We start from the raw sequence: 25,050 nt of genomic DNA, 5'->3' as shown, positions 1-25,050 counted from the left end.
CGCCGCCGCGGGAGTGGCCGGAACACCGGCCACCCCCGCGTCACGACCTCGGCGTCACTTCGGCGGCGGGGCCACCAGGCAGGTCGCGGTCGAGGTGTTGCCGGCGTCGTCCACGCCCGTGATCACCGCGTCGCCGCGCAGCGTCACCTTGTAGTCGATGTCGCCGGTGCCGTCCTTGATCCGGGACTGCGCACCCGGGGCCTGCACCAGCTTGATCCTGGTGCCGGCGGGGAACGGGCCGAACGTCACCGACGGGTCGGCGGCGTCACCGATGTACACCTCGACGGCGGTGTCGACGATGTCGGTGGCGGTCAGCTGGTAGAACCCGTCCGGGTTGTCCGAGCCGGGGATGTTGCCGCCGCTCGGGTTGTTCGTCGGCACGCACCCGGTGCTCGGGGCGGTGGTGTCGACCACCCGCATCACCGCGGTGTCGCTGCCGGTGTTGCCGGCCGCGTCGGTGGCGGTGCAGGTGACCGTGGTGGTGCCCAGCGGGAAGGTGCTGCCGGGCGGCGGTGCGCAGGTCGGGGTGAGCGGCCCGTCGACGTTGTCGGTCGCGCTCGCCGGATAGTTGATCACCACGCCGGCGGGGCTGGTCGCCTCGACGGTCTGGTCGTCGACGGCCACCGTCGGTGGGGTGACGTCGTTGACCGTGACGCTGATCCGCTCGACGAACGCGGGCCCGCCGGACAGGCCGTTGAGCAGGAAGTCCACCGTGCAGTGCAGGGTGGCGCCCTGGGTGGCGTCGGCGGCGACCGTGATGGTTTCGGCGAACGGCACGTCGGTGCCGCTCTGCTGGGTCCTCGACGCGGCGTCGAAGCTCACCGACAGGCCGGGATCGCAGGACGTCACGGTCGGGGTGACGGTGACGTCGAGGTCGCGTAGCCCGGACAGGATCGCCGCGGTGACCGTGTCCGGGGCGCTGCCGACCACCTGGCCGCCGGTGGCGGTGGCCACGTCGGTGGCCTGGCCGAGGGCGTCCAGGCCGCCGCCTCCGCCGCTGACGTCGACGGCGAGGACGCGGGCGTCGTCAGCCTGCAGGGCGGCGGTGGCCTGCACCAGGGTGTGTCCGGCGCTGGGGTCGTGGCTGGGCGCGTCGCCGACCAGCACGACGAGCCGGCTGCTGCCCGACCGGTAGGCGATCGCGCCGTCGGAAACCTGGAACAGCGCGTTCACCCACCCCTCGGGGACGTCACCACCCCCGTCGGCGTCCAGGCCGTTGACCGCGTTCTGCAGGGCGGTCGCGTCGCCGGTGAGGTTCCGCCGGACCCGGAACAGCTCCGCGCCGTCGCCCTCGTCGCGGTAGGAGGCGACCGCGAACTCGGCGCTGGGCTGCGCCCCGCGCACGTTGTTGATCACCTGTTGCAGGTTGGTCCGCACGTTGGCGATCGCCGGGCCCATGCTGCCGGTGGTGTCGACCAGCAGCACCACGTCCGGCTTCGGGGGGATCGGCGGGGTCGAGACGACCTTGCTGATCCCGATGGTGGCGCCGGGATCGGCGGCCCGGTCCACGGTGGCCGGGGTCGACGCCCGGCGCGGCCCAGGCGGGTGCCGCGGTCGTGGTCACCATCGCGGCCAGGGCGGCGGCGACGGTCACCGCCGTTCTTCGCCCCCGGGGTGTCGCTGTGAAACCCATCGTGTCTCCTTCGGCTCCGCCGCGCCCGCCCCGGGCGCGGCCTCGAAGCCAGACGCTAGGGGTTCGGCCGGCCCGGGCCGGTCCGACACAGGCCCAGCTCACGGTCGGTTTCCCGACCCGGCGTGGCGGCTGGACAGGGTAGCGACGGCGCCCCGGCCGGCGGTCAGCGGCGGTGCAGGCCGCACTCGGTGAAGTCGGCGACCCGGGTGAAACCGAGCCGCTCGTAGAGGCGTACGGCGGCGGTGTTGTCGGCGCGGACGTTGAGTGTCACGTGCTCGACGGTGTCGCGCAGCCGGGCGCAGAGCGCGGCGACCGCGGCGGTGGCCAGGCCCCGGCCCCGCTGCCGCGGGTGGGTGGTGACGTTGCCGAGGGCGGCGACCCGCCAGGTGGGCGACCAGACGTGCACCCCGGCGACGGCGACCAGCTCGCCGCCGGCGTGGATGCCGACGTACTGGCCGGTGTCGAGCATCCGTGGGTCGAACCAGTTTCCCGGGTACGCGGCGGCGTAGAGGTGGTGCAGCGCCGGCAGGTCGGCGCGGTCGAGCACCTGCCCGGCGGGGGTGACCCGGGCCAGCCGGTCCGGCTCGGTCAGCGCCATCCGGTGGTGCGGCGCGGCGTCGGCCACCTCGTACCAGCGGGTGACGGTGGCCTCCAGGCCGGGGGACAGGTGCGCCCACAGCCGGGCGGGCAGCACCGGGGCGGCCTCGGTCAGCAGCGCGGCCAGGTCGTCGGTGCGCTCCGGCGGGGCGAACGCCAGCAGGGTCGGCAGCTCGACGCCGTGGTAGAGCAGGGCCACCTGGTCGTCGCGGCGGTACCAGGAGGTGTAGGGCCAGAAGAAGTCGTCCAGGTCGCCGAGCTGGTAGGCGTGCAGCACCGGGTCCCGGGTCAGCAGCTCGGCCAGGACGGCCCGGTCGTGTTCGGCGCGTACGGGCACCAGAGGATGATCACACAGCGGCGGTCAGCAGGCGTCGGCGCGTCCCGGCTGGTCGGGCAGGTTCTCGTGGGCCCAGCGGGCGATCGCGTCCAGCGCCGGCAGCAGGGCGGCGCCGCGCTCGGTGAGCTCGTAGCTCACCCCGACCGGCGGGCCCTCCCGTACGGTGCGCGAGACCAGGCCGACCCGGCACAGCTCGCCGAGCCGGTCGGACAGCATCGACTCGCTGATCCCGGGCAGCGCCCGGCCCAGCTCGGCGAAGCCGGCGGGCCCGCCGGCGAGGGTGCCCAGCAGCACCCCGCTCCACCGCTTGCCGAGGAACGCGAAGGCGCGGGCCAGCCCCTGGTCGCACATGCGGGGCGCGTCGCCCACCTCCGGCCTGACTGTCACCCGTCCAGGATACGCGCTACCCTCATCCCGGAAGGCACTATTAAAAAACTAGCCCCTCCATGTATGGGAGGGGCGAGGATAGAGCGAGGAACCACGGATGAGTGACCTGATCACCCTGCACCCCGAGGCGCAGGCCCAGCTGTTCACCGACGCCCGCACCGCCAACACCTTCACCGACGAGCCGGTCAGCGACGAACAGCTGCACGCCATCTTCGAACTGGCCAAGTACCCGCCGACGGCCGCCAACACGCAGCCGCTGCGGGTGCTGTTCATCCGCCAAGGGGAGGCCCGCGAGCGGCTGCTGACCCACCTGAGCGAGGGCAACCGGGCCAAGACCGCGAGCGCGCCCGTCGTCGCCGTCCTCGCCGCCGACACCGAGTTCCACGAGTTCATCCCGCGGGTCTTCCCGATCCGCCCCGAGATGCGCGACGGCCTGGCCGCCGACGCGGTGGCCCGAGAGGGGATGGCCCGGTTCAACGCCACCCTGCAGATCGGCTACTGGCTGCTCGCCGTGCGCGCCGCCGGCCTGGCCGCCGGCCCGATGGCCGGCTTCGACACCGAGGGCCTGGACAAGGAGTTCTTCGCCGACAGCAGCTGGAAATCGCTGCTCGTGGTCAACATCGGCAAGCCCGGCCCGGACGCCTGGTTCCCCCGGCTGCCCCGGCTGGACTACGACGACGTCGTCCGGCACGCCTGAGCAGGCCTCAGCCCGCCACCCACTGGTCGTAGCCGAGCTTGCCCACCAGCGCCACCACCACGACCAGCAACACCACCCGCACAAAGCCGGAGCCGCGCCGCAGGGCCATCCGCGCCCCCAGCGCGGCTCCGGCGACGTTGCACACCGCCATCGCCGCACCCAGCAGCCACCACACGTGCCCGGTCGCGGCGAACACCACCAGCGCGCCCAGGTTCGTGCCCGCGTTGACCACCTTCGCCATCGCCGAGGCGTGCACGAAGTCCGCCCCCACCAACGCGGTGAACGCCAACACCAGGAACGTGCCGGTGCCCGGACCGATCAACCCGTCGTACAGGGCGATCCCCAGCCCGGCCACCGCGACCACCGCCGCCGCCCGCGCCGGCGTCCGCCGCTCCGGCAGGGCCACCACCCCCAGCCGCGGCCGGGTCAACACGAACACCGCCACCGACACCAGCACCACCAGCACCACCGGCCGGTACGCGCCCGCCGGCACCGCCCCCGCCAGCGCCGCACCCAACCCGGCGGTCAACACCGCCAAACCCGCCGACGGACCCGCCACCGACCAGTCCAGCTTCGTACGCCGGGCGTAGGTCAACGCCGCCGTCGACGTACCGAAGATCGCGGCCAACTTGTTCGTCCCCAACGCCGTGGCCACCGGCACCCCCGGCGCGGCCACCAGCAGGGCCGGCAACAGCAGCAGCCCACCACCCCCGACCACCGCGTCCACCCAGCCCGCCATGGCGGCCGCGGTCAGCAGGGTGGTCAGCGAGACAGGAGCCACGGGCGGCCATTCTGCCCACCACCAGCGGCCCGACGCGGCCGGCTGTGGCCAGGCTCACCGCCTCGCCGGCCGCGGGTCGACGCCGCTCAGCGGCCCCGCCGGCGGCGCAGCCACAGCCCGACCGACGCCACGGCCACGAACACCAGCATCGAACAGACCAGGACCCTGAGCACCCGGTAAGCCTGCCACGGGGACGTAGGGTGTGCAGGTGCGCCTGGCCACCTTCAATCTCTTGCACGGCCGCTCCCTCACCGACGGGCTCGTCGACCCCGACCGGCTCGCCGCCGCCGTCGCCGCGCTCGACGCCGACGTGCTGGCCCTGCAAGAGGTCGACCGGGACCAGTCGCGCAGCGGGAACCACGACCTCACCGCCATCGCCGCCCGCGCCCTGGGCGCCCCCGAACACCGCTTCGCCGCCGCCGTGGTCGGCACCCCCGGCGAACAATTCCGCCCGCTCAACCACGACGACGACGGGCACGGCGAACCCCTCTACGGCGTCGGCCTGGTCAGCCGGTACCCGGTGCGCTCCTGGCAGGTCACCCGCCTACGCCCGGCCCCCGTCCGGTCCCCGATCTACGTGCCCGGCCCCGGCGGGGGACTGGTGCTGCTGCACGACGAACCCCGCGTCGTGCTCGCCGCCGTGCTGGACACCCCGCACGGGCCGCTGACCGTCGCCGCCACCCACCTGTCGTTCGTGCCCGGCTGGAACATCCTGCAACTGCGCCGCGTCGTACGCGCCCTGCGCGCGCTGCCCGCGCCACGCCTGCTGCTCGGCGACCTGAACCTGCCCGCCGGCGCCGCCCGGGTGCTGTCCGGCTGGCCGCCCCTGGGCCGCCGCCCCACCTACCCGGCCGGGCAACCCCGGGTCCAACTCGACCACATCCTCGCCGACCGGCAGGGCCTCGACCGGCTGCCCCCGGTCACCGCCGTCGACACCCCACTGTCGGTGATCTCCGACCACCGGCCGCTGGTCGTCGACCTCGGCTGAACCAACCCTTCAGCGCACTCCCAGCCAACCCCGGGGCAGCACACAGCCGCACCGATCACAATCAGCCTCGCCGCGCCCCGCTCAGGCGTTCCCCACCGGCCCCCGCGGCGCCCGTGGTAACGATGGTGCGACGACGGGAGGCACGAGGTGTCGCTCACCGGCATACCGCTGCTCGCCCTGGCCACGGCCGCCACCATCGCCGCCGCCTGCGCCACCGCGTACGGCTGGCACCGCACGCCCCGGGCCCGGCTGCTGCTGCGCCCCACCGCAGTCCTGCTCACCGAACTGCTCGTGCTGCTCACCGTCGGCCTGGCCGTCAACCGGCACGAGCAGTTCTACACCTCCTGGCACGACCTGCTGGACACCGGCGCCACCGCCACCACCGGCCACGACGACCGGCCCGGCCAACTCGACCGGTGGCTGGCCCACCAGGCCACCGGCCCCGACACCCCGATCACCTTCGACTGGCGACCCACCGGCTGGCAGAACTGGCGTCTGGGCACCCCACCCACCGTGGTGGTGCCCGCCGGCTACCTGCGCCACCCCGGCTGGCGGTACCCGGCCGTCCTGGTCGTCGGCGACGACGACCGGTGGAACCCCACCGAAGACCAGGACGCCGCCCACGCCGCCAGCAGCGCCGGCCCCGCCGTACTGGTGTTCACCCGACCCGCCGCCACCGTCGACCCCGGGGTGCTCGCCGGCACCGTACCCCTGAGCCTCACCCGCGACCTGCGCGTCACCAGCCACACCTGGGCGCTGGTCGCCACCACCCGGCGGCAGGCCCTCGCCAACGCCATCGTGCACACCGCACCCGACCGCTACCCGGCCCTCGCCCTGGTCGACGACACCACCACCCGCACCGCCGCCCTCGCCGGCCTACCCGCCGGGGAAGCCCTCGCCGTCACCGCCCCCGCCGCCGGGCCCGCCACCGGCGACCCCGTCCGGCTCGCCGCCGGCCCCGACCGCGGCCTGCCCGCCGCCCTGCGCTGGGCCTGCCAGCAGACCCCGGCGCCGCTGGCCGCCCCCGCCCCGCTCATCCCACCCCCGCAGCGGACCCGGCACCCACACCACCACCCACCGGCCATCCCACCCTCGACGGCAGGCGCCCATGTCACCCGACAGCGTCCCCACTGAACTCACCGCCGTCGCGCTCGCCGTCGCGGCCGCCGTGCTCCTCGCCGCCACCTGGGACACCTGGCACGGCTGGCGACGACACACCGTCCGCGCCGCCACCGCACTGCTCTGCCTCAGCACCACCGCCACCGTCGCGCTGGCCTGGGTCAACCGGCAGAGCGCCACCTACACCACCTGGGCCGACCTGTTCGGCCGGCCCGACGCCGCCACCGCCACCACCGCGACCCCCGAGGGCCACCACGGCGGCCGGGTCGTCACCGTCACCGTCCCCGGCACCGCCAGCGGCCTCAACCTGCCCATGTACGTCTACCTGCCGGCCGCCTACGACACCCACCCGAAGCAGCGCTTCCCCGTCATCGAGGCACTGCACGGCTACCCCGGCTCACCCGCCGGCTGGCTGCAACTGCTCGACGCCCCCGGCCACCTCGACCGGGAGATCGCCGCCGGCCGGATGGCCCCCACCATCGTGCTGTTTCCCTACCAGACACCCAACACCATGGTCGACACCGAATGCGTCAACCTCACCCACGGCCCGCAGAGCGAAACCTTCCTCACCGTCGACGTGCCCGCCTGGACCAACACCCACCTGCGGGCACGCGCCAACCGCAACGCCTGGGGCCTCACCGGCCTGTCCGCCGGCGGCTACTGCGCCACCAACCTGCTCCTGCGCCACCCCGACCGGTACGCCGCAGCCGCCAGCCTCTCCGGCTACGCCGAACCCGGCCTCACCATCGGCGACGGCACCGAACACACCCTCAACAACGACATCTGGCGGCTGCAACACCTGCCCCGCCCCGCCGTCGCCCTCTACCTGTCCTGCGGCCGCGCCGACCACAACGCGCTACGCGACACCCGGGCCCTGAGCCGACTCGCCCGCGCCCCCATCTCCCTCACCACCAGCTACGTCGACGGGGGCGGCCACAACCCGTCCACCTGGCGCGCCGTCGAAGCACCCGCCTTCGACTGGCTCTCCACCTGGCTGGGCCGCCCCGTCACCACCGCGTGACCAGCCTCAACCCAACCCGGCCGCCCGCTGCGCCGCCCGCACCGCATTACGGAACAACATCGCCACCGTCGTCGGACCCACCCCACCGACCCGTGGCGTGATCGCCCCCGCCACCTCGGCACACCGCTCATCCACGTCCGGCAGCAGCCGCCGCCCCTCGTACCGCACGCCGCCGCCGACCACCACCGCACCCGGACGCACATGCTCCGGCCGCACGATCCCCGGCACCCCCGCCGCCGCCACCAGGATCTCCGCCCGCCGGGTGTACCGCGGCCAGTCCGCCACCCCCGTGTGCACCACCGTTACCGCCGCGTTCGCGCTCGGCCGCTTCTGCGCCAGCAACATCGCCAACGGCCGACCCAACGTCGCACCCCGACCGAGGATCACCACCTCACGCCCGGCCACCGGCACCCCGTGAAACGCCAGCAACGCCTCGATCCCCGCCGGCGTACACGGCAGCGGGCCCGGCAGCCCCAACGCCAACCGGCCCATGTTCACCGGATGCATGCCGTCGACGTCCTTGTCCGGATCCAGCACCGACAACGCCCGGTCGTAATCCAGCCGCCCCGGGATCGGATACTGCACCAACACCCCGTGCACACCCCTGTCGGCGTTGAAGTCCGCCAGCACCGCGTGCAGATCCGCCTGCGACGCCGACGCCGGCAGATGCACATGCGGCGAATCGAACCCCAACTCCGCCGCCTGCCGCTGCTTGATCCGGATGTACCCCGCGCTCGCGTCGTCATCACCCACCAGCACCGTCGCCAGCGCCGGCGTCACCCCCGCCGACCGCAACGCCGCCACCTGATCCGCGACCTCCGCCAACACCTGCTGCGCCACCGGACCACCGGGCAGCAGCCGAGCCGTCGTACCCGAAGAAGACATGCCACACCCCGACCACGGAGGCCCAGGCGGTCGACCCCCGCGACGAAGCTCCCCGATGGTTGCTGCCATCCCCGTGCCGCCAGTCGCGTCCGCCTCAGCCTCCCACACCCCGCCGCGCGATCGCATCCGCCACCGCCCGCCACCTCGCCAGCACACCATCCGCTCGGCACCGCCGATCCGCGGTCAACCACCACCCACCAGCCGCGCCACCGCCTGGTTGGTCCGGTTCGACCGCACCGCCGCACGCTGCTGTCCCGCCGTCACCTCGATGTACGCCTGCGACGACGCCAACGACGCGTGCCCCAGCAACCGCATGATCTCCGCCGCGCTCGCCCCGTCCTCCGCCAACCGCGTGGCGAAGGTGTGCCGCAGCGCGTGCAACCGCGCGCCCCTGGGCACCCGGTCACCGATGCCCGCCCGCCGGTAGCACGACTCCACCAGATACTGCAGGCCACCGCGACGCAGCGGCTCTCCCCGCCGGTCCACCAGCAGCGGCGAGTCCGGCCGTACGCTGCGCGCCCCGAACCGCCGCCGGCGGCTGTCCAGATAGTCCGCCACGACCCGGTCCACGCCCGCCTCGATCGGCACCGTCCGCGGCCGCCCGCCCTTACCGGCCACGTCCACCCGCCGCTCACCGGCGCGGCCGGCGACCGAAGCCACCCGCAGCGCCAGCAGCTCGGACAGGCGCAGCCCGGCGCACAGCGCGAGGGCCAGCACCGCCAGGTCGCGCTCCGGCCACGGGTCGCGCTGCCGGCCCGTCTCGCTTGCCACCGCCGCGAGGAGTTCCTCCGGGGTCTCCTCGCCGCGCAGCGGCTTGGGGCGGGGGAGCGGGGCACGGGGGCGCCCCACCGCCGGCATCGGGTTTCCCGGTACGACGCCCTCGGCGACCAGGAACGTGAAGAAGATGTTCCAGGTGGACCAGGCACGGTGGACAGAGGCGGCGGCACGGGGAGCGGCGAACCGCGCGAACGCCGCCCGCATGACCCGGGGGGACAGGGCGGTGACCGGCACCTGGTCGAGGGGGAGGGGAGTGGTCCCGTCCGGGCCGGTCAGCGCCGCGACCGTGGTCAGGTCCCGCCGGTACGCCGCGAGGGTGTGGGGGGAGGGCTTGCGGGTCGCCCGGTCGGTCAGGAACTCCTCGATCAACCGCTCTACCGATTCGCCCGTTTTGTCATGCATAAGGGATATTATGCATGATTCTCATGTTTTGGCCAGAGGGGGCGGCAGGGAAGCGGGCCAACCCGATGGAATGACGGCCATGCTGACCCTGCGGCCCGTCGTCGAGGTGCCCGACGTCGACCCGGCACGACGGTGGCCGACGCGCACGCCGACGCCCGGATGGTGGCTCACGCTGCACGGCGGGTGCGCGGCGCAGGAGGTCGAGCTGTTCCTCGCGTGCCTCGCCGCCCACGTCGATGTCGAGCCACCCGCTGGCCGTGACGAGCTGGTGGACGGCCTGCTGCGGGAAGAGCTGCTGCTCGTCGCCGGGGGACTGCGGCTGGACGACCGCGACACCGGGGCGACCGTGTCACCAGGCTGCTGCGCGGGCCTGGAGGACTGGCGGGAGTGGACGGCGGCCCTCGACGGCGGGACGCCCTGGCTGGGCCACGATCCCGGACCGCGGGTCGAGGTCGAGGGTGACCTGCTGCGCGTATGGCAGCACGGCGGACCGCAGCCGCGCGGCCCGTACGTGGAGCTGAGCCGGCCGCGCCTGGCGGAGCTGCTGCGCTCCGCGCAGGCGGACCTGTCGGGCTTTCTCGCCCGGGTCGACGCCTGGGTGCGGATCACCGCCCCGCTGGAGCTCGCCGGAGGAGGGCCGCATCCCCGCTACTTGACATAATGTAGATTATCGAATCCCGGCGGGGACGAGTGCGGGAGCGGTCTGCGCGCCTGGAGGCCGCGATGAGTGAGCCGGATGAGCAGCAGATGTTCCGGGCGATTACCGCTCTCGGTGCGTTCGTCCGACGGTGGAACCTGTTGCTCGACCCGGAGGACCTCGCCGAACTCGCCCACGCCGTGCTCCGGCACGACCCCGACGACCGCCCCGGTCGGATCGTCGAACTCGTCGAGCCCCAGCTCGACGAGCACGAGCAGGCGACCTGCCGGCTCGTCGCGGACAATGCGGGCCGACCTGGACCGACCGGCGTCGCTCCCCGCCGAGCGGCCCCGCCGGATCACCGACCTGGCGGTGCTGTCGTGCACGACGCGCTCTCCCCCGCCGACGGCCGGCAGATGATCATGCCGCCGGTCAGCGCACCTGCCGGGCGGCGAACCGGATCTCCGGGTGGGCGATCGCGTCCTGCGCGGCGATCAGCTGAAGCTCCCGGGTACCCGCGGTGAGCGTCGTGTCGTAGACGGCGAAGATGGCGTTGGTGGTCCGCTCCAGCGCGGTCGCGGGCGAGCCGGTGGTGTGCAGGTGGGCCAGGTACAACGCGGCCGTGACGTCACCCCCGCCGTTCGGGTTGATCGGCAGCAGCGGCGTGGTCACCGCCCAGGCGCCCTCGTCGGACACGGCGACCACTTCGAGGGACCCCTCGGGGACGTCGCCGTGCAGGACGCTGGTGACCAGCACGTGCCGCGGGCCCGTCGCCCGTACCACGTCGACGGCCGCGAGCAGGTCGTCGAGGGTGTTCGTGGTGCGGCCGGCCAGGAACTCCAGTTCGAACTGGTTCGGGGTGATGATGTCGGCGCGTGGCACGACGGTGTCGCGCAGGTACTCCGGGATGCCGGGGCGGACGAACATGCCGCGCCCGACGTCGCCCATCACCGGGTCGCAGCAGTAGACGGCCTCGGGATTGAGCGCCTTCACCCGGTCGACCGCGTCGAGGATCACCGCGCCCATCGCCGGGTCGCCCTGGTAGCCGGAGAGGATCGCGTCGGCGTCGCCGAGCACGCCGCGGTCCTCGATGCCGGTGATGACGTCGGCCACGTCGCCCGGTGCCAGCAGGGGCCCGCGCCACGCGCCGTATCCCGTGTGGTTGGAGAAGTGCACGGTCAGCACCGGCCAGATCTCGTGCCCGAGCCGTTGCAGCGGGAACGCGGCGGCGGAGTTGCCGACGTAGCCGTAGGCGACCGAGGACTGGATGGACAGGATCTTCACCGGCCCATCGTCGCATCCACCGTATCGGCTGGTGGTGGCCGGTCAGCTGTCGGTGCGCAGCCGGGCGTGCAGGTGCATGTCGTGCCAGCCGTCGGCGTGCCGCGCGGCGCCGCGGTTGGTGCCCTCGGCGGGCAGGCCGGCGCGCCGCGCCACCCGGCAGGAGGCCGGGTTGGCGGTGGAGTGGCGCAGCCAGACGCGGTGCAGGCCGGCCTGCTGGAAGCTCCAGGTGGTGAGGGCGGTCAGGGCGCGGGCGGCGACGTGGCGGCCGCGGGCGGCGGGCAGCACCCAGTACGACACCTCCCCCTGGCCTTCGGTGAGGTCGATCTCGCGGAGGCTGATCTGGCCGAGGACGCCGGTGGGGTCGGTGACGGCCCAGCCGGCGGCGGTCTCGGCCTGCCAGCGGCGCGGCCAGGCGGTGAGCCAGGCGTGGGCCTCGTCGTCGGTCATGGTGCGGCAGTGCCAGCGGCGGATGTCCGGGTCGGTGTAGGCGGTGCGGACGGCGGGCAGGTCCGAGGGCTGCCAGGGGCGCAGGAGGAGGTCGCCGGCGGGGATGCCCGGTCGCGGTGGGTCGGTGCCGGGCGGGCGGGTGGCCCGCCCGGCATCATCTCGGTCAGTCCCCGGCCATCACCAGGAAGGTGAATCCGGCGCTGGTGGTACGGCGCAGTGGGATGTCGCACTTGATCCGGCGTAGTACCTGGTTCCTGCTGAGGTCGAGTCCGTGCGCGATGAGCCGTTCGGGGCGTACCGGTACGGGATCTGCGAAGGTGACCTCGACCTGGGCGGGCCACGCCTCGTCGGGCCGGGTCGGCGGGGTGTCCAGCCGCCAGGCGCCCGTCCAGTCGAGGGTGAAGTGGTTGCGCCGGGCGAGCAGTGGATCCAACAGCCTGGACGCCACCAGTTCCGGGTCGTTGACGTGGTAGCCGTGGAGCTCAGCCGGATCAAAGGAGCTGACCTTCGCTCGCTCGTGCACGGTGAGCTTGCTCGTCCGGTCGCAGGACACGCAGCGGACCAGCAGCCACACGTCCAGCAGTTTGCCGTTGGCGTTGACGCGGAACCTGCCTTCGCCGGTGGTGGCCGACTCGGACCGGCAGTCCGGGCATCGCGATGACAGCAGGGGCAGCCTGGTGCGGCGAACGACCCAGGGCAGCACGGTATGAGGTTGTGAAGACACGATGACCTGATCTCTTTGGACCTGACACGAGGCCGAATTGCGCGCGGCCTCAGACGCGGTATGACCGGGCGCAGCAGGGCAGCCCGGCGGAACCGACGGGAGCGTCGGCTACCGGTGAGCGGAAAGGTGTCAGGTCTAGAGAGCAGGCGGGGTCATGCGGTTTTGTCCTCTGTTCTCACGGCGACGGGCCGTAGGCAACCTATGGGAGGGCGCGACGAGGGATCAAACGGTTTACCGGGCGAGCATGGTGGGGCTGCGGGTCAGAGGCCGCCGGCGATGCGCAGGACGGCGCCGGTGGTGTAGGTGGCGTCGGGGCCGAGGAGGAAGGCGATGGCGCCGGCGATCTCGTCGGGTTCGCCGGCGCGGCCGAGGGGGATGCGCCCGGCGGCGGTGTCGGGGCGGTCGGGGACGCCGGAGACGGCGTGGATGTCGGTGCGGATGATGCCGGGGGCGACGGCGTTGACGCGGATGCCGCGGGGGGCGAGTTCCTTGGCCAGGCCGACGGTGAGGGTGTCGGTGGCGGCCTTGACGGCGGCGTAGTGGATGTATTCGCCGGGGCTGCCGAGGGTGGCGGCGGCGGAGGAGACGTTGACGATGGCGCCGCCGCTGGTCATTCGGCGGGCGGCCTGTTGGGCGCAGAGGACGTACCCGATGAGGTTGACGTCGACGACCTGGCGCAGGTCGTCGGGGCGCAGGTCGGTGAAGGGGCCGATCGGGCTGGTGATGCCGGCGTTGTTGACCAGGCCGGTGAGGGGGCCGAGGTCGGCGGCGGCGTCGAAGAGGCGTTGCACCTGGTCGGGGTCGGTGGTGTCGGCGGGGACGGCGACGCCGCGGCGGCCGGCGGCCTCGATGTCGGCGAGGACGGCCTTGGCGGCGGTGTGGTCGCGGCGGTAGCCGATGGCGAGGTCGTGGCCGGCGGTGGCGAGCCGGCGGGCGGTGGCCGCGCCGATGCCGCGGCTGCCGCCGGTGATGATGGTGACGGAGGTCAATGCCCGCTCCCCTGCCCTGGTGATGTCGGTGACGTTACCGTGGCCTGGGCGGGATGCGGGTGGAGAGGACGGTCACACCATGACGCGGGCGTTGGTGCTGGGTGGCGGTGGGGTGACCGGGGTGGCCTGGGAGTTGGGGCTGCTGGCGGGTCTGGCGCAGGAGGGTGTGGACCTGGCGGGCGCGGACCTGGTGGTGGGGACGTCGGCGGGGTCGGTGGTCGGGGCGCAGGTGTGCTCGGGTGTCCCGGTGGCGGAGCTGTACGCGGCGCAGTTGCGGGCGCCGCGCGGTGAGGTGGCGGCCCGGTTGGGTGCGGGTGTGCTGGTGCGGTGGGCGTGGGCGGGTGCCCGGGGGCGGGACGCGGTGCGGGCGCGGGCGCGGGTCGGGGCGATGGCGTTGGCGGCCCGTACGCCGTCGGAGGCGTCGCGGCGGGCGGTGATCGCGGCGCGGTTGCCGGTGTCGCGGTGGCCGGCGGGGCGGCTGCTGGTGACGGCGGTGGACGCGGCGTCGGGCGAGTTCGTGGTGTTCGACGCGGCGAGCGGGGTGCCGCTGGTGGACGCGGTGGGGGCCAGTTGCGCGGTGCCCGGGGTGTGGCCGCCGGTGACGATCGGGGATCGCCGGTACGTCGACGGTGGGGTGCGCTCGGCGGTGAACGCGGATCTGGCGCAGGGGGCCGCGGCGGTGGTGGTGCTGGCCCCGGTGACGTCGGGGTTCGGGTCGATGCCGCGGTTGCCGGCGCAGGTGGCGGCGTTGCGGGCGGCGGGTTCGCGGGTGGCGGTGGTGTCGCCGGACCGGGCGGCGCGGGCGGCGATCGGGCGCAATGTGCTGGATCCGGCGCGGCGGGCGGGGGCGGCGCGGGCGGGGTTCACGCAGGCCGCGGCGGTGGCCGGTGAGGTGGCGGCGGTGTGGGGTTGATCGCCTAGGCTCACCGCGTCGGTCGGCGAGCGGAGGTGCGTGGTGGCGGTGGGTGTCGGTGACCTGGTCGAGGACTTCGTGTTGCCGGACGAGACGGGCACGCCGCGGCGGTTGTCGGAGTTCCTGGCGGCGGGGCCGGTGGTGTTGTTCTTCTATCCGGCGGCGATGACCCGGGGTTGCACGGCGGAGAGCTGCCACTTCCGGGACCTGGCGGCGGAGTTCGCGGCGGTCGGCGCGCAGCGGGTGGGGATCAGCCGGGATCCGGTGGCGCGGCAGGCGGAGTTCTCCCGCCGGCACGGCTTCGACTATCCGTTGCTGTCGGACGTCGACGGGACGGTGGCGGCGGCGTTCGGGGTGCGCCGGCGGCTGCCGTTGGGGCCGTTGAGCACGCGCCGGATGACGTTCGTGATCGGCCCGGACCGGCGGGTGCTGGCGGTGGTGCACAGCGAGGTGAGCATGAACGAGCACGCCGACGCGGCGTTGCGCGCCCTCGGGGGTTGATCTTCCGGTTGTCGCAGCCGGCTGGTATCAAAGCTGCAATCAAACAGGTGTACGGAAGAGGGCGTGATGGCGGGCCAGGGTTTGTCCACTGACGAGGTGCAGGGAATCCGGGAGGCGTTGGCGGCGGGCCGCAAGCCGAAGGTGGTGTTCACCGCGGCCGCCGGGCAGATGGCCGGCCAGCTGGGGCAGGTGGTCGAGTTGACCGACCCGGAGCTGTCCGAGGAGTTCGTGGTGGTGCGGTTCGGCCGCGACGAGCTGCCCTTCTCCCCCGCCGACGTGGCGGTCGCGCCGCGGGGGGCCGGGCGAAAGCCGGCGGAGGCGAAGCCGGAGCCGCCGGCCGAGCCGCAGCCGGCGACGGCGGAACCGGAGTTCGTGTTGGACACGCCGCGGCTGCCGGCGCCGAGGCGGGAGGAGCCGAGGGTGGAGCAGCAGGCGGAGGCGAAGCCGGCGAAGCGGGCGGTGAAGGCGGCGAAGCCGAAGGGCCCGGCCGGGTTGACCGTGACGTTGGCGTACGCCGAGGGTGAGTGGACGGTGGCGGCGCAGCAGGGCGCCAAGGCCCTCGCGAAGCCGTACGTGGTGAAGCCGGCGGAGGCGTTGCGGATGGTGGCGCTGGTGGACGTGCCGGGCGTGCAGGAGGCGGTGGAGCAGATCCTGGCCGCGGAGCGGGCGGAGGCCGAGCAGCAGGCGGAGAAGCTGCGCGCCGAGCTGGCGGAGATCGAGGCGCGGCTGGCGGAGCTACGCGAGGCCCGCTGAGGCCGGGGGAAAGTGCCTCGTCGGGGCGGCGTGCCTCTGGTACGGTTCCCCGGCGTCCTCAACGAGACCGGAGGGAGGTGAGCGCCGTGGCACGTACGACTGTCATGCGCTCCCACCCGACCGGGAGGACGTCGGGTCGCTGATCCGGGGAGCGCACCGTTTCCTGGAAGGACCTGCATGACCGACCTGGTCATCCGCCCGCTCGTCGCGGGCGAGGAACACCTGTTCGATTCCCTGTCCGACCCGGGCCTGGTCGGGCGGGCCGCGCTGGGCGAGACGTACGCCGGCGGCGGCTACCGCCCGGAGTGGACCTGGGTGGCGCTGCGCGGCGGGGTCGTCGTCGCCCGGGCCGCCTGGTGGGCCGGACCGGATGATCCGGCGCCGCTGGCGCTGGACTGGTTCGACTTCACCGACCGGGACGCCGGGGTGACGCTGCTGCGGGCGGCGCCGCTGCGCGCCGAGTATTCGCTGCTGCTCCCCCACCGTTGGCGGGATGATCCGCTGGTGGCCGCGCAGGCTCAGGCGCGGATCGAGGCGGCGACGGCGGCCGGGATGCGGGTGCTGGTGGAACGGTTCCGCTACCGGTGGACGCCGGAGTGCGGCCTGCCCGCCCGGCCGGGCCGGCTGGAGTTCCGGCCCGAACCGGACGACGCGGTGATCCTGGACGTGCTGCGGCGCGTCGGCGAGGGCAGCCTGGACGCCCACTTCCGGCACGCGGCGGCCCTGCACGGGCCGGAGGCGGCGGCGCGGGAGGACCTGGATCTGCTGCGCTGGCTGCCGAGCCCGCGGGACTGGTGGCAGCTGGCCTGGACGCCGGACAGGGAACTGGCCGGGATCGTCGTGCCGGCCCGCAACCCGGCCGGTCACGTCGTCGGGTTCGTCGGGGTGCTGCCGGAGCAGCGGGGTCACGGGTACGCCTACGACCTGCTGGTCGAGGCCACCCACCGGCTGGTCGAGGTGGGCGCGGAGTCGGTGGTGGCGGCCACCGACCAGGGCAACACGCCGATGGCGGCCACCTTCGCCCGGGCCGGCTACCGGATCGAGTGGGAACGCGTCGACCTGGTGTGAGACGCCCCGCGGGGCCGGTGCGACCCCCTCGCACCGGCCCCGCGTTTCCCGCGCCCGCAGGTCGATCAGTGTTGCGGGATGTTCTGTACCCCGATTCGCTTGCGGAACACCCAGTAGGTCCAACCTTGGTAGGCGAGCACGATCGGGGTGAACACGACCGCCACCCAGGTCATGATCTTCAGGGTGTACGGGGTGGAGGCGGCGTTGGTGGCGGTCAGGGTGCCGGCGGCGTCCAGGGTGGACGGCATGACGTTGGGGAACAGCGCGGCGAACAGGGTGGCCACGGCCAGGGCGATGGCGACGGCGGTGCCGGTGAACGCCCAGCCCTCGCGGCGTACCTTGGCGGCGGCGAGCCCGGCGAGCAGGGCGAGGGCGGCGCCGACGGCGAGCACGACGGCGGCGGCGCTGCTGCGGATGGTGAGGGTCCAGGCCAGGAAGGCCACCGCGACGACGGCGGTGCCGGCGCCGACCTTGACGGCGAGGGCGCCGGCGCGGTCGCGGATGTCGCCGCTGGTCTTCAGGGCGAGGAACACCGCGCCGTGGGTGAGGAACAGCCCCAGGGTGGTCAGGCCGCCGAGCAGGGCGTACGGGTTGAGCAGGTCGAACAGGCCGCCGACGTACTCGTGGTCGGCGTCCAGCGGCACGCCGCGGAAGATGTTGGCGAAGGCGACGCCCCACAGGATCGCCGGCAGCAGCGAGCCCCAGAAGATCGCTGCGTCCCAGCGGCGTTTCCAGGTCGCCTCGGGGCGCTTGTGCCGGTACTCGAAGGCGACGCCGCGGGCGATGAGGGCGAGCAGGATCAGCAGCAGCGGCAGGTAGAAGCCGGAGAAGAGGGTGGCGTACCACTCGGGGAAGGCGGCGAACATGGCGCCGCCGGCGGTGATCAGCCAGACCTCGTTGCCGTCCCAGACGGGGCCGATGGTGTTGATCAGGACGCGGCGTTCCCGGTCGTCGCGGCCGAGCACGGGCAGCAGCATGCCGACGCCGAAGTCGAAGCCTTCGAGGATGAAGTAGCCGGTGAAGAGCACGGCGACGAGGAGAAACCAGATGGTGGTCAGTTCCACGATGGGCTCCGGGGTCAGTAGGCGAACGCCAGCGGGCGCTCGGCGTCGTCGGTGTCGTCGTCGGCGGGGGCCGGGGTGAGGTCGGGGACGCCGGCCTTGGCGTAGCGGACCAGCAGCTTGAACTCGATCACCGCGAGGGTGGCGTAGATCAGGGTGAAGGCGGTGAACGAGGTGAGCACCTCGGTGAGGGAGACGGTGCGGGAGACGCCGTTGCGGGTGAGCATCTCGCCGAAGACGATCCAGGGTTGGCGGCCCATCTCGGTGAAGATCCAGCCGAAGGAGTTGGCCAGCAGCGGCAGCGCCGGCATGACCAGGCCGGCGCGCAGCAGCCACCTGCTGCGGGGGGTGCGGCCCTTGCGGTGGGTCCAGAGGACGATGAGGGCGATCGCGGCGGCGGCCAGCCCGAGGCCGATCATGAACCGGAAGCTCCAGTAGGTGACCGGGATGATCGGGGTGTAGCTGCCGGCGCCGTACTGGGCGGTGTACTGGCTCTGCAGGTCGTTGATGCCCTGGACGGTGCCGTTGGGGTCGCCGGTGCCGAGGAACGACAGCAGGTAGGGGATCTTGATGGCGAAGACCTCGCGGCTGCCGTCGAGGCTGCCGACGGTGAGTACGGAGAACGAGGCGGGGCTCTCGGTGGTGTAGAGGGCCTCGGCGGCGGCCATCTTCATCGGCTGCACGTCGGTCATGATCTTGCCCTGGATGTCGCCGGTGAACAGCACCAGCGCCGAGGAGACCAGGACCACCCAGGAGCCGAACTTCGTGGCGAAGCGGTAGGCGTCGGTGTCGGCGCTGTCGCGGTTGCGGATGACGTGCCACAGGCCGACGGCGACGATCAGTGACCCGGCGACCAGGAACGCCCCGGCCAGGGTGTGCGGGAAGGTGACCAGGGCGACCTTGTTGGTGAGCACGGCGAGGAAGTCGGTCAGTTCGGCGCGGCCGGTGGTGGGGTTGACCCGGTAGCCGACCGGGTTCTGCATGAAGGAGTTCGCGGCGAGGATGAAGTAGGCGGACAGGTTGGTGCCGATGGCCGCGGCCCAGATGGCGGCCAGGTGCAGCCGCTTGGGCAGCCGGTCCCAGCCGAAGATCCACAGCCCGATGAAGGTGGACTCGAGGAAGAAGGCCACGAGGGCCTCGATGGCCAGTGGGGCGCCGAAGATGTCGCCGACGAAGCGCGAGTAGTCCGACCAGTTCATGCCGAACTGGAACTCCTGCACGATGCCGGTGACCACGCCCATCGCGAAGTTGATCAGGAAGAGCTTGCCGTAGAACTTGGTGAGTTTGAGGTAGCGCTCGTTGCTGGTGCGGTGCCACAGGGTCTGGAGGATGGCCACCAGGATGGACAGGCCGATGGTCAACGGTACGAAGAGAAAGTGGTAAACGGTGGTGACACCGAACTGCCAGCGGGCCACGTCCAACGCGTCCACCTGAAACCCCCAGCTGTGCATACTACAAGACGTAGTAAATACTACTCGGCGTCGTAGAAGAATCGGCAGGGCCGCACGGCCCGACCCGACCCGGGACCAATGACCCTGATCACCTACGCCGCCCGGCCCGGGACCGGGCCCCCGTCTCACCCCGGGGCGTGCGACCATCCAGCACTGATGGACACCCCGACCACCCCCTGGCGGGCGCCGCTGCTGTGGCGCGCCGCGCAACTGCTCGCCCGTGCCGTCGTCGGCCTGCTCGCCCGCCTCGAGGTCACCGGAGACGTGCCGGACGCGCTGCGGCGCGGGCCGCTGATCCTGGCCGCGAACCACATCAGCCCCTTCGACCCCGTGGTGCTCGCCGCCGCCTGCCGGGCCCGCCGGATCCACCCGCGGATCATGGCCACCGGCGGGCTGTTCCGCGCCCCCGTGGTCGGCCCGCTGATGCGCCGCGCCGGGCACATCCGCGTCGACCGGGGCACCACCTCGGTGCACCAGGCCCTGGCGGTCGCCGCCGGGGCCGTCGCCGGCGGCTCGGTCGTGCTGGTCTATCCCGAGGGACGCATCGGCCTGGACCCCGGGATGTGGCCGGAGCGGGGCAAGACCGGCGCGGCCCGGCTGGCCTTCGCCAGCGCCGCCCCGGTGGTCCCGGTCGCCCAGTGGGGCTCGCACGAGGTGCTGCCGTACCGGACGCCCCGGGGCATGCTGCGCGGCCTCGCCCGGGCGATCGTGCGGCGGCCCGTGATCCGGGTGCATTTCGGCACGCCGGTGGCCCTGCGCGACCTGCACCCGGGCACCCCGGGGGCGGCCCGGCGGGCCACCGACCGGATCATCGACGCGATCACCGACGACCTCGCGCCGCTGCGCCCCGACGAGCCCGGCCGCCCCCGGCACGTCGACCCCGGCCGCCCGGTCGACACCAGCCGGTCGCACCGCCGCCGGCTGGCAGAATGATCAGATGCGCCGCCGTCTCGCCCTCGTCGCCCTGGTGCTGCTCGTGGTCGGCGGGATCGGGTACGCCGGGCTGCGGGCCGCGTACCACCGGGCCGCCAAGGACCAACGGGACGTTGCCGCGCTGACCGGATCGTCGCCGTGGCCGCGGGAGCAACTGCTGATCCCCGACGGGTCGGCCCGCCCCGGCAACGTCGCCTTCGTCAGCGACGACGGCTTGGAGGTGGCCTACCACCTCGACCCCGGCGACGGCCGCAGCGTGCCGGTGCTGTGGGGGCTGCGCGTCCCGCAACCGCGCACCGGGCTGCCCGAGGGGGTCGACTGCGGCTCACCCCGGCTGCGCACCTGCACCGACCTGGGCGGCGGCGAACTGCTGATGGTGACCCGCAAGACCGACAACAGCAACCCGTCGACCGCCCTGTACCGGGCCGACGGGGGCCGGGTGCGCTCGGTCGAGGTGCAGGGGCCGGACCCGGTCGAGGTCGACGCGCTGCGCGCCGCGCTGGACCGGGTGCACCGGCCCACCGACGCCGAACTGCTGGAGCTGCTGCGCCACGAGGGCTACCGGACCGACTGGAGCTGATGCCGCCGATTCGCCGCCGCGCCCGCCCGGACGGTGGGATCGTGGCCGCAGGAGGCACCCGTGAGCGCACCCACCGTGCTGATCACCGGCACGTCCAGCGGCATCGGGCTGGAGATCGCCGTGGGCGCGGCCCGCGCCGGCTGGCGCACCGTCGCCACCCTGCGCGACCCCGCCCGCGCCGGTCCGCTGCGCGCCGCCGCCGAGGCCGCCGGGGTCGCCGACCTGATCGAGGTACGCCGGCTCGACGTCGTCGACCAGGCCTCGGTCACGGCCTGCGTGGCCGACGTGGTGGCCGCCCACGGCCGGCTCGACGCGGTGGTCAACAACGCCGGCGCCGGCCACGTCGGCACCCTGGAACAGGAGACGGTCGAGGACGTCCGGGCGGTCATGGAGGTCAACTTCTTCGGCGTCCTGCACGTCACCCGGGCCGCCCTGCCGCACCTGCGGGCGGCCCGGGGCCGGCTGCTCACCGTCACCAGCGTCGGCGGGGTGATCGGGCAGCCGTTCAACGAGGCGTACTGCGCGGCGAAGTTCGCCGTCGAGGGATTCATGGAGTCCCTCGCCCCGCTGGCCGCCACGCACGGGGTCAGCGTCACCGTGCTCGAGCCGGGCGCGGTGGCCAGCGAGTTCGTCGCCAACGTCGGCATCGACCCGGAGGCCGCGATCGCCGCCGCCGGGGTGTACGGGCCGGCGCTGCGGGCGTACCTGACGCGCAGCGCGACCGCGTTCGCGGCCGCGCAGTCGGCCGCCGACGCCGCGGCCGTGGTGGTCGCCACGCTGACCGACCCGGAACCGGCCCCCCGGGTGCAGACCTCCCCCGCCGCCCGGCGGTTCGTCGCGGTCAAGCTGGCCGACACCGACGGGCTCGGGGTGGCCGCGCTGACCGCCGGCTGGCTGCGCGAACCCCCGGTCTGATCCCCCGGCACCGGCGAAGCGGCCATGCGGCCGGCGCCACGTCCGGCGGGGCGGACCCGCGGGCTCAGCCGGCGGCGGCCAGCCGTTCGTCGAGCGCGGCCAGGTCGGGCACGAACCAGACGTGGTCGTGCCGGTTGGACTCGGCCACCAGGGCCCGCAGCGCGCCGCTGGCCGCCAGGTGGGCCGAGATGTCGCCGACCACGACCAGCCGCAGCCGGTAGTTGACGAACTTCTGCATGACCTCCCCGGCGAAGCGGGTGCCCAGGGAGAAGAAGGCCGGGTCGAACCGGTCGGCCGGCACGGCCACGGCCGTGGCCCCGAGGAAGGCGGCGCCGATCAGGTCCAACGCGTCGCGCTCCGAGGCGATCGGCGGTCCGGCCGGGTCGCACACCAGCACCGGCACCCCGGCCCGGTCCTGCAGCACGTCAGGCATTCCCGGTCCCCCTTCCGGCGAGCAGGCCGTCCGGCCCGTGCAGCACGGCGTCGAGCAGGCGCAGCAGCTCGGCGGTGGCGGCCGCGTCGCCCAGGATCACGATCTTCATGCGGTGGCGCTCCTCGTCGTGGACGGTCTGCACCCGCAGCGGGCGCGCGGGGTCGTGGTGGGTGTTCGCACCGGCCAGCACGAGGGTGGCGAGCCGGTCGGCGGTCGCCCGGTCGACGCCGTCGAGCTGCGCGATGCTGGACACCTCCAGCCCGGCCGGGCCGGCCGGAGCGGCCGGGCCGGGCCGGCCGGTCAGCGCGTCGAGGTCGGCGCGGGCGATCCGGTACTGCTTGCCGATCCGCACCGCCGGCAGCCGGCCGGCGCGGATGTAGCCGCGCACGGTGCGCACGTGCAGCCCGAGCAACGCCGCGACCTGCTCGACCGAGTACATGTCATCACTCATCGTTCCCTATCGTACGCAGGATAGGGAACAATGGGGAAATTGGTTACGGCGACGTCGGCCGGTCACCCGGACGCCACCGGAGCGGGGCATACTTCGGCGCGTGCACCCCCGACACGACTACCTAGACGCCCCCGCGCCGCTGGCGTTCGCCCACCGCGGCGGCGCCGCCGACGGCTACGAGAACACCGCCGCCGCGTTCGCCCGGGCCGTCGCCCTCGGCTACCGGTACGTGGAGACCGACGTGCACGCCACCGCCGACGGCGTACCGGTGGTCTTCCACGACGCCACCCTGCGGCGGGTCACCGGCGAGCCCGGGCGCATCGCCGACCTGCGCTGGGCCGACCTCGCCTCGGTACGCGTCGGCGGCGCCGCCGTCGTACCCCGCCTCGACGAGGTGCTCACCGCCTGGCCGGAGGTCCGGTTCAACATCGACGTCAAGGCCGACGGCGGGGTCGAGCCGGCCGTCGACACGGTCGTGCGGGCCGGCGCCGGCGAGCGGGTGCTGCTCGCCTCGTTCAGCGACGCCCGGTTGGCCCGGCTGCGCGCCCTCGCCGGGCCGAAGGTCGCCACCAGCCTCGGCATGCGCGGGGTGGCCCGGCTGCGGATGGCCTCCCTGCACGGGCGGCCGCTGCGCCTGCCCCCGTCCGTGGTCGCCGCCCAGGTGCCCGTCCGGTACGGGCGCATCCCCGTGGTCGATCGGCGGTTCCTGGCGTACTGTCACCGGCTCGGGTTGCAGGTGCACGTCTGGACGATCGACGAACCCACCGAAATGCACGACTTACTTGATCTTGGTGTGGATGGCATCATGACCGATCACGTCGGCGTGCTGCGCGACGTCTACCGCAGCCGCGGCCACTGGGCCGCCTGAGCCAGAGGACCTCGATGGCCGAAACGGTCGCCCCCGCCGTCGCCGAGCCCGCCCACCCGGGCAGCACCCGTCGCGAACGCACCGGCTGGTACTTCTACGACTGGGCGAACTCCGCCTTCCAGACCACCGTGATCACGGTCTTCCTCGGGCCGTTCCTCACCACCGTCACCGAACTGGCCGCCGGCTGCGAACTGGGCGCGGACAGCTGCACCGGGTCCGTGCACCCGCTGGGCATCCGGGTCGCCGCCGGCTCCTACTACCCGTACCTGATCTCGCTGTCGGTGTTCCTCACCGTGTTCGTGCTGCCGGTGATCGGGGCGGTCGCCGACCGGTCGGTGCACAAGAAGCGGCTGCTGGCCGCCGCCGCGTTCACCGGCGCCGGCGCCACCATCGCGTTCGCGTTCGTCACCGGCGAGCGGTACCTGCTCGGCGGGGCGCTGTTCCTGATCGCCAACATCTCCTTCGGCGCCGCCGTCGTGGTCTACAACTCGTTCCTGCCGCAGCTCGGCGGCCCCGACGACCGCGACGCCATCTCCAGCCGCGGCTGGGCCATCGGCTACCTCGGCGGCGGGTTGCTGCTCGCGCTGAACCTCGTGGCGGTCACCATGCTCAGCGAGGAGGGCAACCCGCAGCGCACCCTCGACCTGGCCCGCTGGTCCATCGTCTCGGCCGGCGTGTGGTGGGCGGCGTTCACCCTGCTGCCGCTGCGCTGGCTGCGCGAGCACCCCACCGCCGAGGCGCTGCACGGCGGCGGCAACGTGCTCACCGACGGGTTCCGGCAGCTCGGCCGCACCCTGCGGGAGGTCAAGACGTACCCGCTGACGCTGTTCTTCCTGCTGGCCTTCCTGGTCTTCAACGACGGCATCCAGACCGTCATCACCCTGGCCAGCCAGTACGGCACCGAGGAGCTGCGCCTGGAGCAGAGCACCCTGATCGTGACCATCCTGCTGGTGCAGTTCCTCGCCTTCGGCGGCGCGCTCGCCCTGGGCGCCCTGGCCCGGCGCATCGGCGCGTGGAAGACCGTGCTGCTGTCCCTGGTGTTGTGGACCGGCGTCATCATCGCCGCGTTCCGGCTGCCCGCCGAGGCGCCGCTGCCGTTCATGATCCTCGGCGGCTGCATCGGCCTGGTCCTCGGCGGCAGCCAGGCGCTGAGCCGGTCGCTGTTCAGCCAGCTCATCCCCACCGGCAAGGAAGGCGAGTACTACGGCTTCTACGAGATCAGCGACAAGGGCACCAGCTGGCTCGGCCCGCTCGCCTTCGGCCTGGTGTTCCAGCTCACCTCCTCCTACCGGGTGGGCCTGGTCTCCCTGCTGATCTTCTTCGTGGTCGGCTTCGCGCTGCTGGCCGCCGTGCCGATCCGCCGGGCCATCGTCGCCGCCGGCAACACCCCGCCCCGGGTGCTGTAGGGGCCGGGGCGG

29 protein-coding genes and 1 riboswitch are annotated in these 25,050 nt (G+C 73.5%); of the genes, 14 read left to right on the top strand and 15 right to left on the bottom strand.

Features of this window, described 5'->3' with window-relative positions; translation table 11 throughout:
• Window positions 1-54 precede the first annotated feature (54 nt).
• The 3 genes from EFE23_RS29415 to EFE23_RS04875 all read right to left on the bottom strand — a co-directional run bounded on the left by EFE23_RS29415 (window position 55) and on the right by EFE23_RS04875 (window position 2,954).
• Window positions 55-1,509, bottom strand: a complete 1,455-nt coding sequence (locus EFE23_RS29415; protein WP_123239676.1) for a VWA domain-containing protein — start codon at window positions 1,507-1,509, stop codon at window positions 55-57.
• A gap of 287 nt (window positions 1,510-1,796) precedes the next feature.
• Window positions 1,797-2,567, bottom strand: coding sequence for a GNAT family N-acetyltransferase (locus tag EFE23_RS04880; RefSeq protein WP_123239675.1), 771 nt, complete (start codon window positions 2,565-2,567; stop codon window positions 1,797-1,799).
• Between the two features lie 24 nt (window positions 2,568-2,591).
• The gene (locus EFE23_RS04875) at window positions 2,592-2,954 is read right to left on the bottom strand and encodes a winged helix-turn-helix transcriptional regulator (protein WP_199736930.1); all 363 of its coding nucleotides are present in this window, start codon (window positions 2,952-2,954) and stop codon (window positions 2,592-2,594) included.
• Between the two features lie 97 nt (window positions 2,955-3,051).
• Here EFE23_RS04875 and EFE23_RS04870 point away from each other — a divergent pair, with 97 nt between their 5' ends.
• Window positions 3,052-3,651, top strand: coding sequence for a malonic semialdehyde reductase (locus EFE23_RS04870; RefSeq protein ID WP_123239673.1), 600 nt, complete (start codon window positions 3,052-3,054; stop codon window positions 3,649-3,651).
• A 7-nt stretch (window positions 3,652-3,658) separates the two neighbouring features.
• Here EFE23_RS04870 and EFE23_RS04865 read toward each other — a convergent pair whose 3' ends face one another.
• Window positions 3,659-4,432, bottom strand: a complete 774-nt coding sequence (locus EFE23_RS04865) for a sulfite exporter TauE/SafE family protein (protein ID WP_305034388.1) — start codon at window positions 4,430-4,432, stop codon at window positions 3,659-3,661.
• A 208-nt stretch (window positions 4,433-4,640) separates the two neighbouring features.
• Here EFE23_RS04865 and EFE23_RS04860 point away from each other — a divergent pair, with 208 nt between their 5' ends.
• The 3 genes from EFE23_RS04860 (at window position 4,641) to EFE23_RS04850 (ending at window position 7,560) form a co-directional block, all read left to right on the top strand.
• On the top strand, window positions 4,641-5,420 hold the full coding sequence (locus EFE23_RS04860; RefSeq protein WP_123239710.1) for an endonuclease/exonuclease/phosphatase family protein: 780 nt from the start codon (window positions 4,641-4,643) through the stop codon (window positions 5,418-5,420).
• Window positions 5,421-5,567: 147 nt separating this feature from the next.
• A complete protein-coding gene (locus tag EFE23_RS04855; protein WP_123239672.1) occupies window positions 5,568-6,554 on the top strand; it encodes a hypothetical protein in 987 nt (328 codons plus the stop codon).
• Window positions 6,529-7,560 (top strand): alpha/beta hydrolase, encoded by a 1,032-nt coding sequence (locus EFE23_RS04850; protein ID WP_123239671.1) that lies wholly within the window; start codon window positions 6,529-6,531, stop codon window positions 7,558-7,560. Before EFE23_RS04855 ends, EFE23_RS04850 begins: the two co-directional genes overlap by 26 nt.
• A gap of 6 nt (window positions 7,561-7,566) precedes the next feature.
• Here EFE23_RS04850 and EFE23_RS04845 read toward each other — a convergent pair whose 3' ends face one another.
• On the bottom strand, window positions 7,567-8,445 hold the full coding sequence (locus EFE23_RS04845; RefSeq protein WP_123239670.1) for a bifunctional 5,10-methylenetetrahydrofolate dehydrogenase/5,10-methenyltetrahydrofolate cyclohydrolase: 879 nt from the start codon (window positions 8,443-8,445) through the stop codon (window positions 7,567-7,569).
• A 13-nt stretch (window positions 8,446-8,458) separates the two neighbouring features.
• Window positions 8,459-8,542, bottom strand: a riboswitch (ZMP/ZTP riboswitch).
• Between the two features lie 86 nt (window positions 8,543-8,628).
• Window positions 8,629-9,624 (bottom strand): tyrosine-type recombinase/integrase, encoded by a 996-nt coding sequence (locus tag EFE23_RS04840; protein WP_123239669.1) that lies wholly within the window; start codon window positions 9,622-9,624, stop codon window positions 8,629-8,631.
• A gap of 79 nt (window positions 9,625-9,703) precedes the next feature.
• On the opposite strand from EFE23_RS04840, the gene EFE23_RS04835 reads away from it, so the two are divergent.
• Window positions 9,704-10,285, top strand: a complete 582-nt coding sequence (locus EFE23_RS04835) for a hypothetical protein (RefSeq protein ID WP_123239668.1) — start codon at window positions 9,704-9,706, stop codon at window positions 10,283-10,285.
• On the opposite strand, the gene EFE23_RS04830 is transcribed toward EFE23_RS04835, so the two are convergent.
• The 5 genes from EFE23_RS04830 to EFE23_RS04810 all read right to left on the bottom strand — a co-directional run bounded on the left by EFE23_RS04830 (window position 10,273) and on the right by EFE23_RS04810 (window position 13,705).
• Window positions 10,273-10,647, bottom strand: a complete 375-nt coding sequence (locus tag EFE23_RS04830; RefSeq protein WP_123239667.1) for a hypothetical protein — start codon at window positions 10,645-10,647, stop codon at window positions 10,273-10,275. The two genes, EFE23_RS04835 and EFE23_RS04830, sit on opposite strands and share 13 nt — an antisense overlap.
• A 46-nt stretch (window positions 10,648-10,693) precedes the next feature.
• Window positions 10,694-11,545, bottom strand: a complete 852-nt coding sequence (gene pdxY, locus EFE23_RS04825; RefSeq protein WP_123239666.1) for a pyridoxal kinase PdxY — start codon at window positions 11,543-11,545, stop codon at window positions 10,694-10,696.
• 42 nt (window positions 11,546-11,587) lie between these two features.
• Window positions 11,588-12,097: a GNAT family N-acetyltransferase gene (locus tag EFE23_RS04820; protein ID WP_123239665.1), complete on the bottom strand. Its 510-nt coding sequence runs from the start codon at window positions 12,095-12,097 to the stop codon at window positions 11,588-11,590.
• A gap of 58 nt (window positions 12,098-12,155) precedes the next feature.
• The gene (locus tag EFE23_RS04815; RefSeq protein ID WP_233600866.1) at window positions 12,156-12,695 is read right to left on the bottom strand and encodes a DUF1062 domain-containing protein; all 540 of its coding nucleotides are present in this window, start codon (window positions 12,693-12,695) and stop codon (window positions 12,156-12,158) included.
• 281 nt (window positions 12,696-12,976) lie between these two features.
• Window positions 12,977-13,705 carry an SDR family oxidoreductase gene (locus EFE23_RS04810; protein ID WP_123239663.1) on the bottom strand — a complete coding sequence of 243 codons (729 nt, stop codon included), beginning with the start codon at window positions 13,703-13,705 and terminating at the stop codon, window positions 12,977-12,979.
• A 79-nt stretch (window positions 13,706-13,784) separates the two neighbouring features.
• Between EFE23_RS04810 and EFE23_RS04805 the strand changes: the two genes are divergently transcribed.
• From EFE23_RS04805 to EFE23_RS29410, 4 genes are all read left to right on the top strand, one after another.
• A complete protein-coding gene (locus tag EFE23_RS04805; RefSeq protein WP_123239662.1) occupies window positions 13,785-14,618 on the top strand; it encodes a patatin-like phospholipase family protein in 834 nt (277 codons plus the stop codon).
• 42 nt (window positions 14,619-14,660) lie between these two features.
• Complete coding sequence (locus EFE23_RS04800; RefSeq protein ID WP_305034386.1) at window positions 14,661-15,119, top strand: peroxiredoxin; 459 nt, start codon at window positions 14,661-14,663, stop codon at window positions 15,117-15,119.
• A gap of 66 nt (window positions 15,120-15,185) precedes the next feature.
• Window positions 15,186-15,872, top strand: a complete 687-nt coding sequence (locus EFE23_RS04795; RefSeq protein ID WP_123239660.1) for a hypothetical protein — start codon at window positions 15,186-15,188, stop codon at window positions 15,870-15,872.
• 177 nt (window positions 15,873-16,049) lie between these two features.
• Window positions 16,050-16,940, top strand: a complete 891-nt coding sequence (locus EFE23_RS29410) for a GNAT family N-acetyltransferase (RefSeq protein WP_123239659.1) — start codon at window positions 16,050-16,052, stop codon at window positions 16,938-16,940.
• Window positions 16,941-17,005: 65 nt separating this feature from the next.
• Here the strand turns inward: EFE23_RS29410 and cydB are convergent, their stop codons facing one another.
• Entirely contained in the window at window positions 17,006-18,004 is a 999-nt protein-coding gene (cydB, locus tag EFE23_RS04785) for a cytochrome d ubiquinol oxidase subunit II (protein ID WP_123239658.1), read from the bottom strand.
• A 14-nt stretch (window positions 18,005-18,018) separates the two neighbouring features.
• Entirely contained in the window at window positions 18,019-19,431 is a 1,413-nt protein-coding gene (locus EFE23_RS04780; RefSeq protein WP_199736929.1) for a cytochrome ubiquinol oxidase subunit I, read from the bottom strand.
• Window positions 19,432-19,608: 177 nt separating this feature from the next.
• Here EFE23_RS04780 and EFE23_RS04775 point away from each other — a divergent pair, with 177 nt between their 5' ends.
• From EFE23_RS04775 to EFE23_RS04765, 3 genes are read left to right on the top strand one after another with little or no spacing between them, the layout of a single operon-like run.
• The gene (locus EFE23_RS04775) at window positions 19,609-20,385 is read left to right on the top strand and encodes a lysophospholipid acyltransferase family protein (protein ID WP_123239656.1); all 777 of its coding nucleotides are present in this window, start codon (window positions 19,609-19,611) and stop codon (window positions 20,383-20,385) included.
• 4 nt (window positions 20,386-20,389) lie between these two features.
• The gene (locus tag EFE23_RS04770) at window positions 20,390-20,965 is read left to right on the top strand and encodes a hypothetical protein (protein WP_123239655.1); all 576 of its coding nucleotides are present in this window, start codon (window positions 20,390-20,392) and stop codon (window positions 20,963-20,965) included.
• A gap of 60 nt (window positions 20,966-21,025) precedes the next feature.
• The gene (locus EFE23_RS04765; protein ID WP_123239654.1) at window positions 21,026-21,880 is read left to right on the top strand and encodes an SDR family NAD(P)-dependent oxidoreductase; all 855 of its coding nucleotides are present in this window, start codon (window positions 21,026-21,028) and stop codon (window positions 21,878-21,880) included.
• Window positions 21,881-21,944: 64 nt separating this feature from the next.
• Here the strand turns inward: EFE23_RS04765 and EFE23_RS04760 are convergent, their stop codons facing one another.
• Entirely contained in the window at window positions 21,945-22,313 is a 369-nt protein-coding gene (locus tag EFE23_RS04760) for a DUF4180 domain-containing protein (protein ID WP_123239653.1), read from the bottom strand.
• Entirely contained in the window at window positions 22,306-22,764 is a 459-nt protein-coding gene (locus EFE23_RS04755; protein ID WP_233600865.1) for a helix-turn-helix domain-containing protein, read from the bottom strand. The genes EFE23_RS04760 and EFE23_RS04755 overlap by 8 nt, the downstream gene beginning before the upstream one ends.
• A gap of 100 nt (window positions 22,765-22,864) precedes the next feature.
• On the opposite strand from EFE23_RS04755, the gene EFE23_RS04750 reads away from it, so the two are divergent.
• The gene (locus EFE23_RS04750) at window positions 22,865-23,632 is read left to right on the top strand and encodes a glycerophosphodiester phosphodiesterase family protein (RefSeq protein ID WP_233600864.1); all 768 of its coding nucleotides are present in this window, start codon (window positions 22,865-22,867) and stop codon (window positions 23,630-23,632) included.
• Window positions 23,633-23,646: 14 nt separating this feature from the next.
• Window positions 23,647-25,038, top strand: coding sequence for an MFS transporter (locus tag EFE23_RS04745; protein ID WP_123239650.1), 1,392 nt, complete (start codon window positions 23,647-23,649; stop codon window positions 25,036-25,038).
• Window positions 25,039-25,050: the final 12 nt, after the last annotated feature.

The organism is Micromonospora solifontis (assembly GCF_003725545.1).
Lineage (GTDB): Bacteria > Actinomycetota > Actinomycetes > Mycobacteriales > Micromonosporaceae > Micromonospora > Micromonospora solifontis.
Note: the sequence above shows the minus strand (reverse complement) of the source record. Positions and strands in the feature narration are given on the sequence as shown.

Bases quoted from the DNA above. Each gene is read 5' to 3' on its own strand.
- EFE23_RS04775 (WP_123239656.1), top strand. From the start codon at position 19,609: ATGGACACCCCGACCACCCCCTGGCGGGCGCCGCTGCTGTGGCGCGCC.
- EFE23_RS04850 (WP_123239671.1), top strand. From the start codon at position 6,529: ATGTCACCCGACAGCGTCCCCACTGAACTCACCGCCGTCGCGCTCGCC.
- EFE23_RS04755 (WP_233600865.1), bottom strand. From the start codon at position 22,764: ATGAGTGATGACATGTACTCGGTCGAGCAGGTCGCGGCGTTGCTCGGG.
- EFE23_RS29410 (WP_123239659.1), top strand. From the start codon at position 16,050: ATGACCGACCTGGTCATCCGCCCGCTCGTCGCGGGCGAGGAACACCTG.
- EFE23_RS04845 (WP_123239670.1), bottom strand. From the start codon at position 8,445: ATGTCTTCTTCGGGTACGACGGCTCGGCTGCTGCCCGGTGGTCCGGTG.
- EFE23_RS04795 (WP_123239660.1), top strand. From the start codon at position 15,186: ATGGCGGGCCAGGGTTTGTCCACTGACGAGGTGCAGGGAATCCGGGAG.
- EFE23_RS04870 (WP_123239673.1), top strand. From the start codon at position 3,052: ATGAGTGACCTGATCACCCTGCACCCCGAGGCGCAGGCCCAGCTGTTC.
- EFE23_RS04760 (WP_123239653.1), bottom strand. From the start codon at position 22,313: ATGCCTGACGTGCTGCAGGACCGGGCCGGGGTGCCGGTGCTGGTGTGC.
- EFE23_RS04805 (WP_123239662.1), top strand. From the start codon at position 13,785: ATGACGCGGGCGTTGGTGCTGGGTGGCGGTGGGGTGACCGGGGTGGCC.
- EFE23_RS04840 (WP_123239669.1), bottom strand. From the start codon at position 9,624: ATGCATGACAAAACGGGCGAATCGGTAGAGCGGTTGATCGAGGAGTTC.
- EFE23_RS04835 (WP_123239668.1), top strand. From the start codon at position 9,704: ATGCTGACCCTGCGGCCCGTCGTCGAGGTGCCCGACGTCGACCCGGCA.
- EFE23_RS04745 (WP_123239650.1), top strand. From the start codon at position 23,647: ATGGCCGAAACGGTCGCCCCCGCCGTCGCCGAGCCCGCCCACCCGGGC.
- EFE23_RS04770 (WP_123239655.1), top strand. From the start codon at position 20,390: ATGCGCCGCCGTCTCGCCCTCGTCGCCCTGGTGCTGCTCGTGGTCGGC.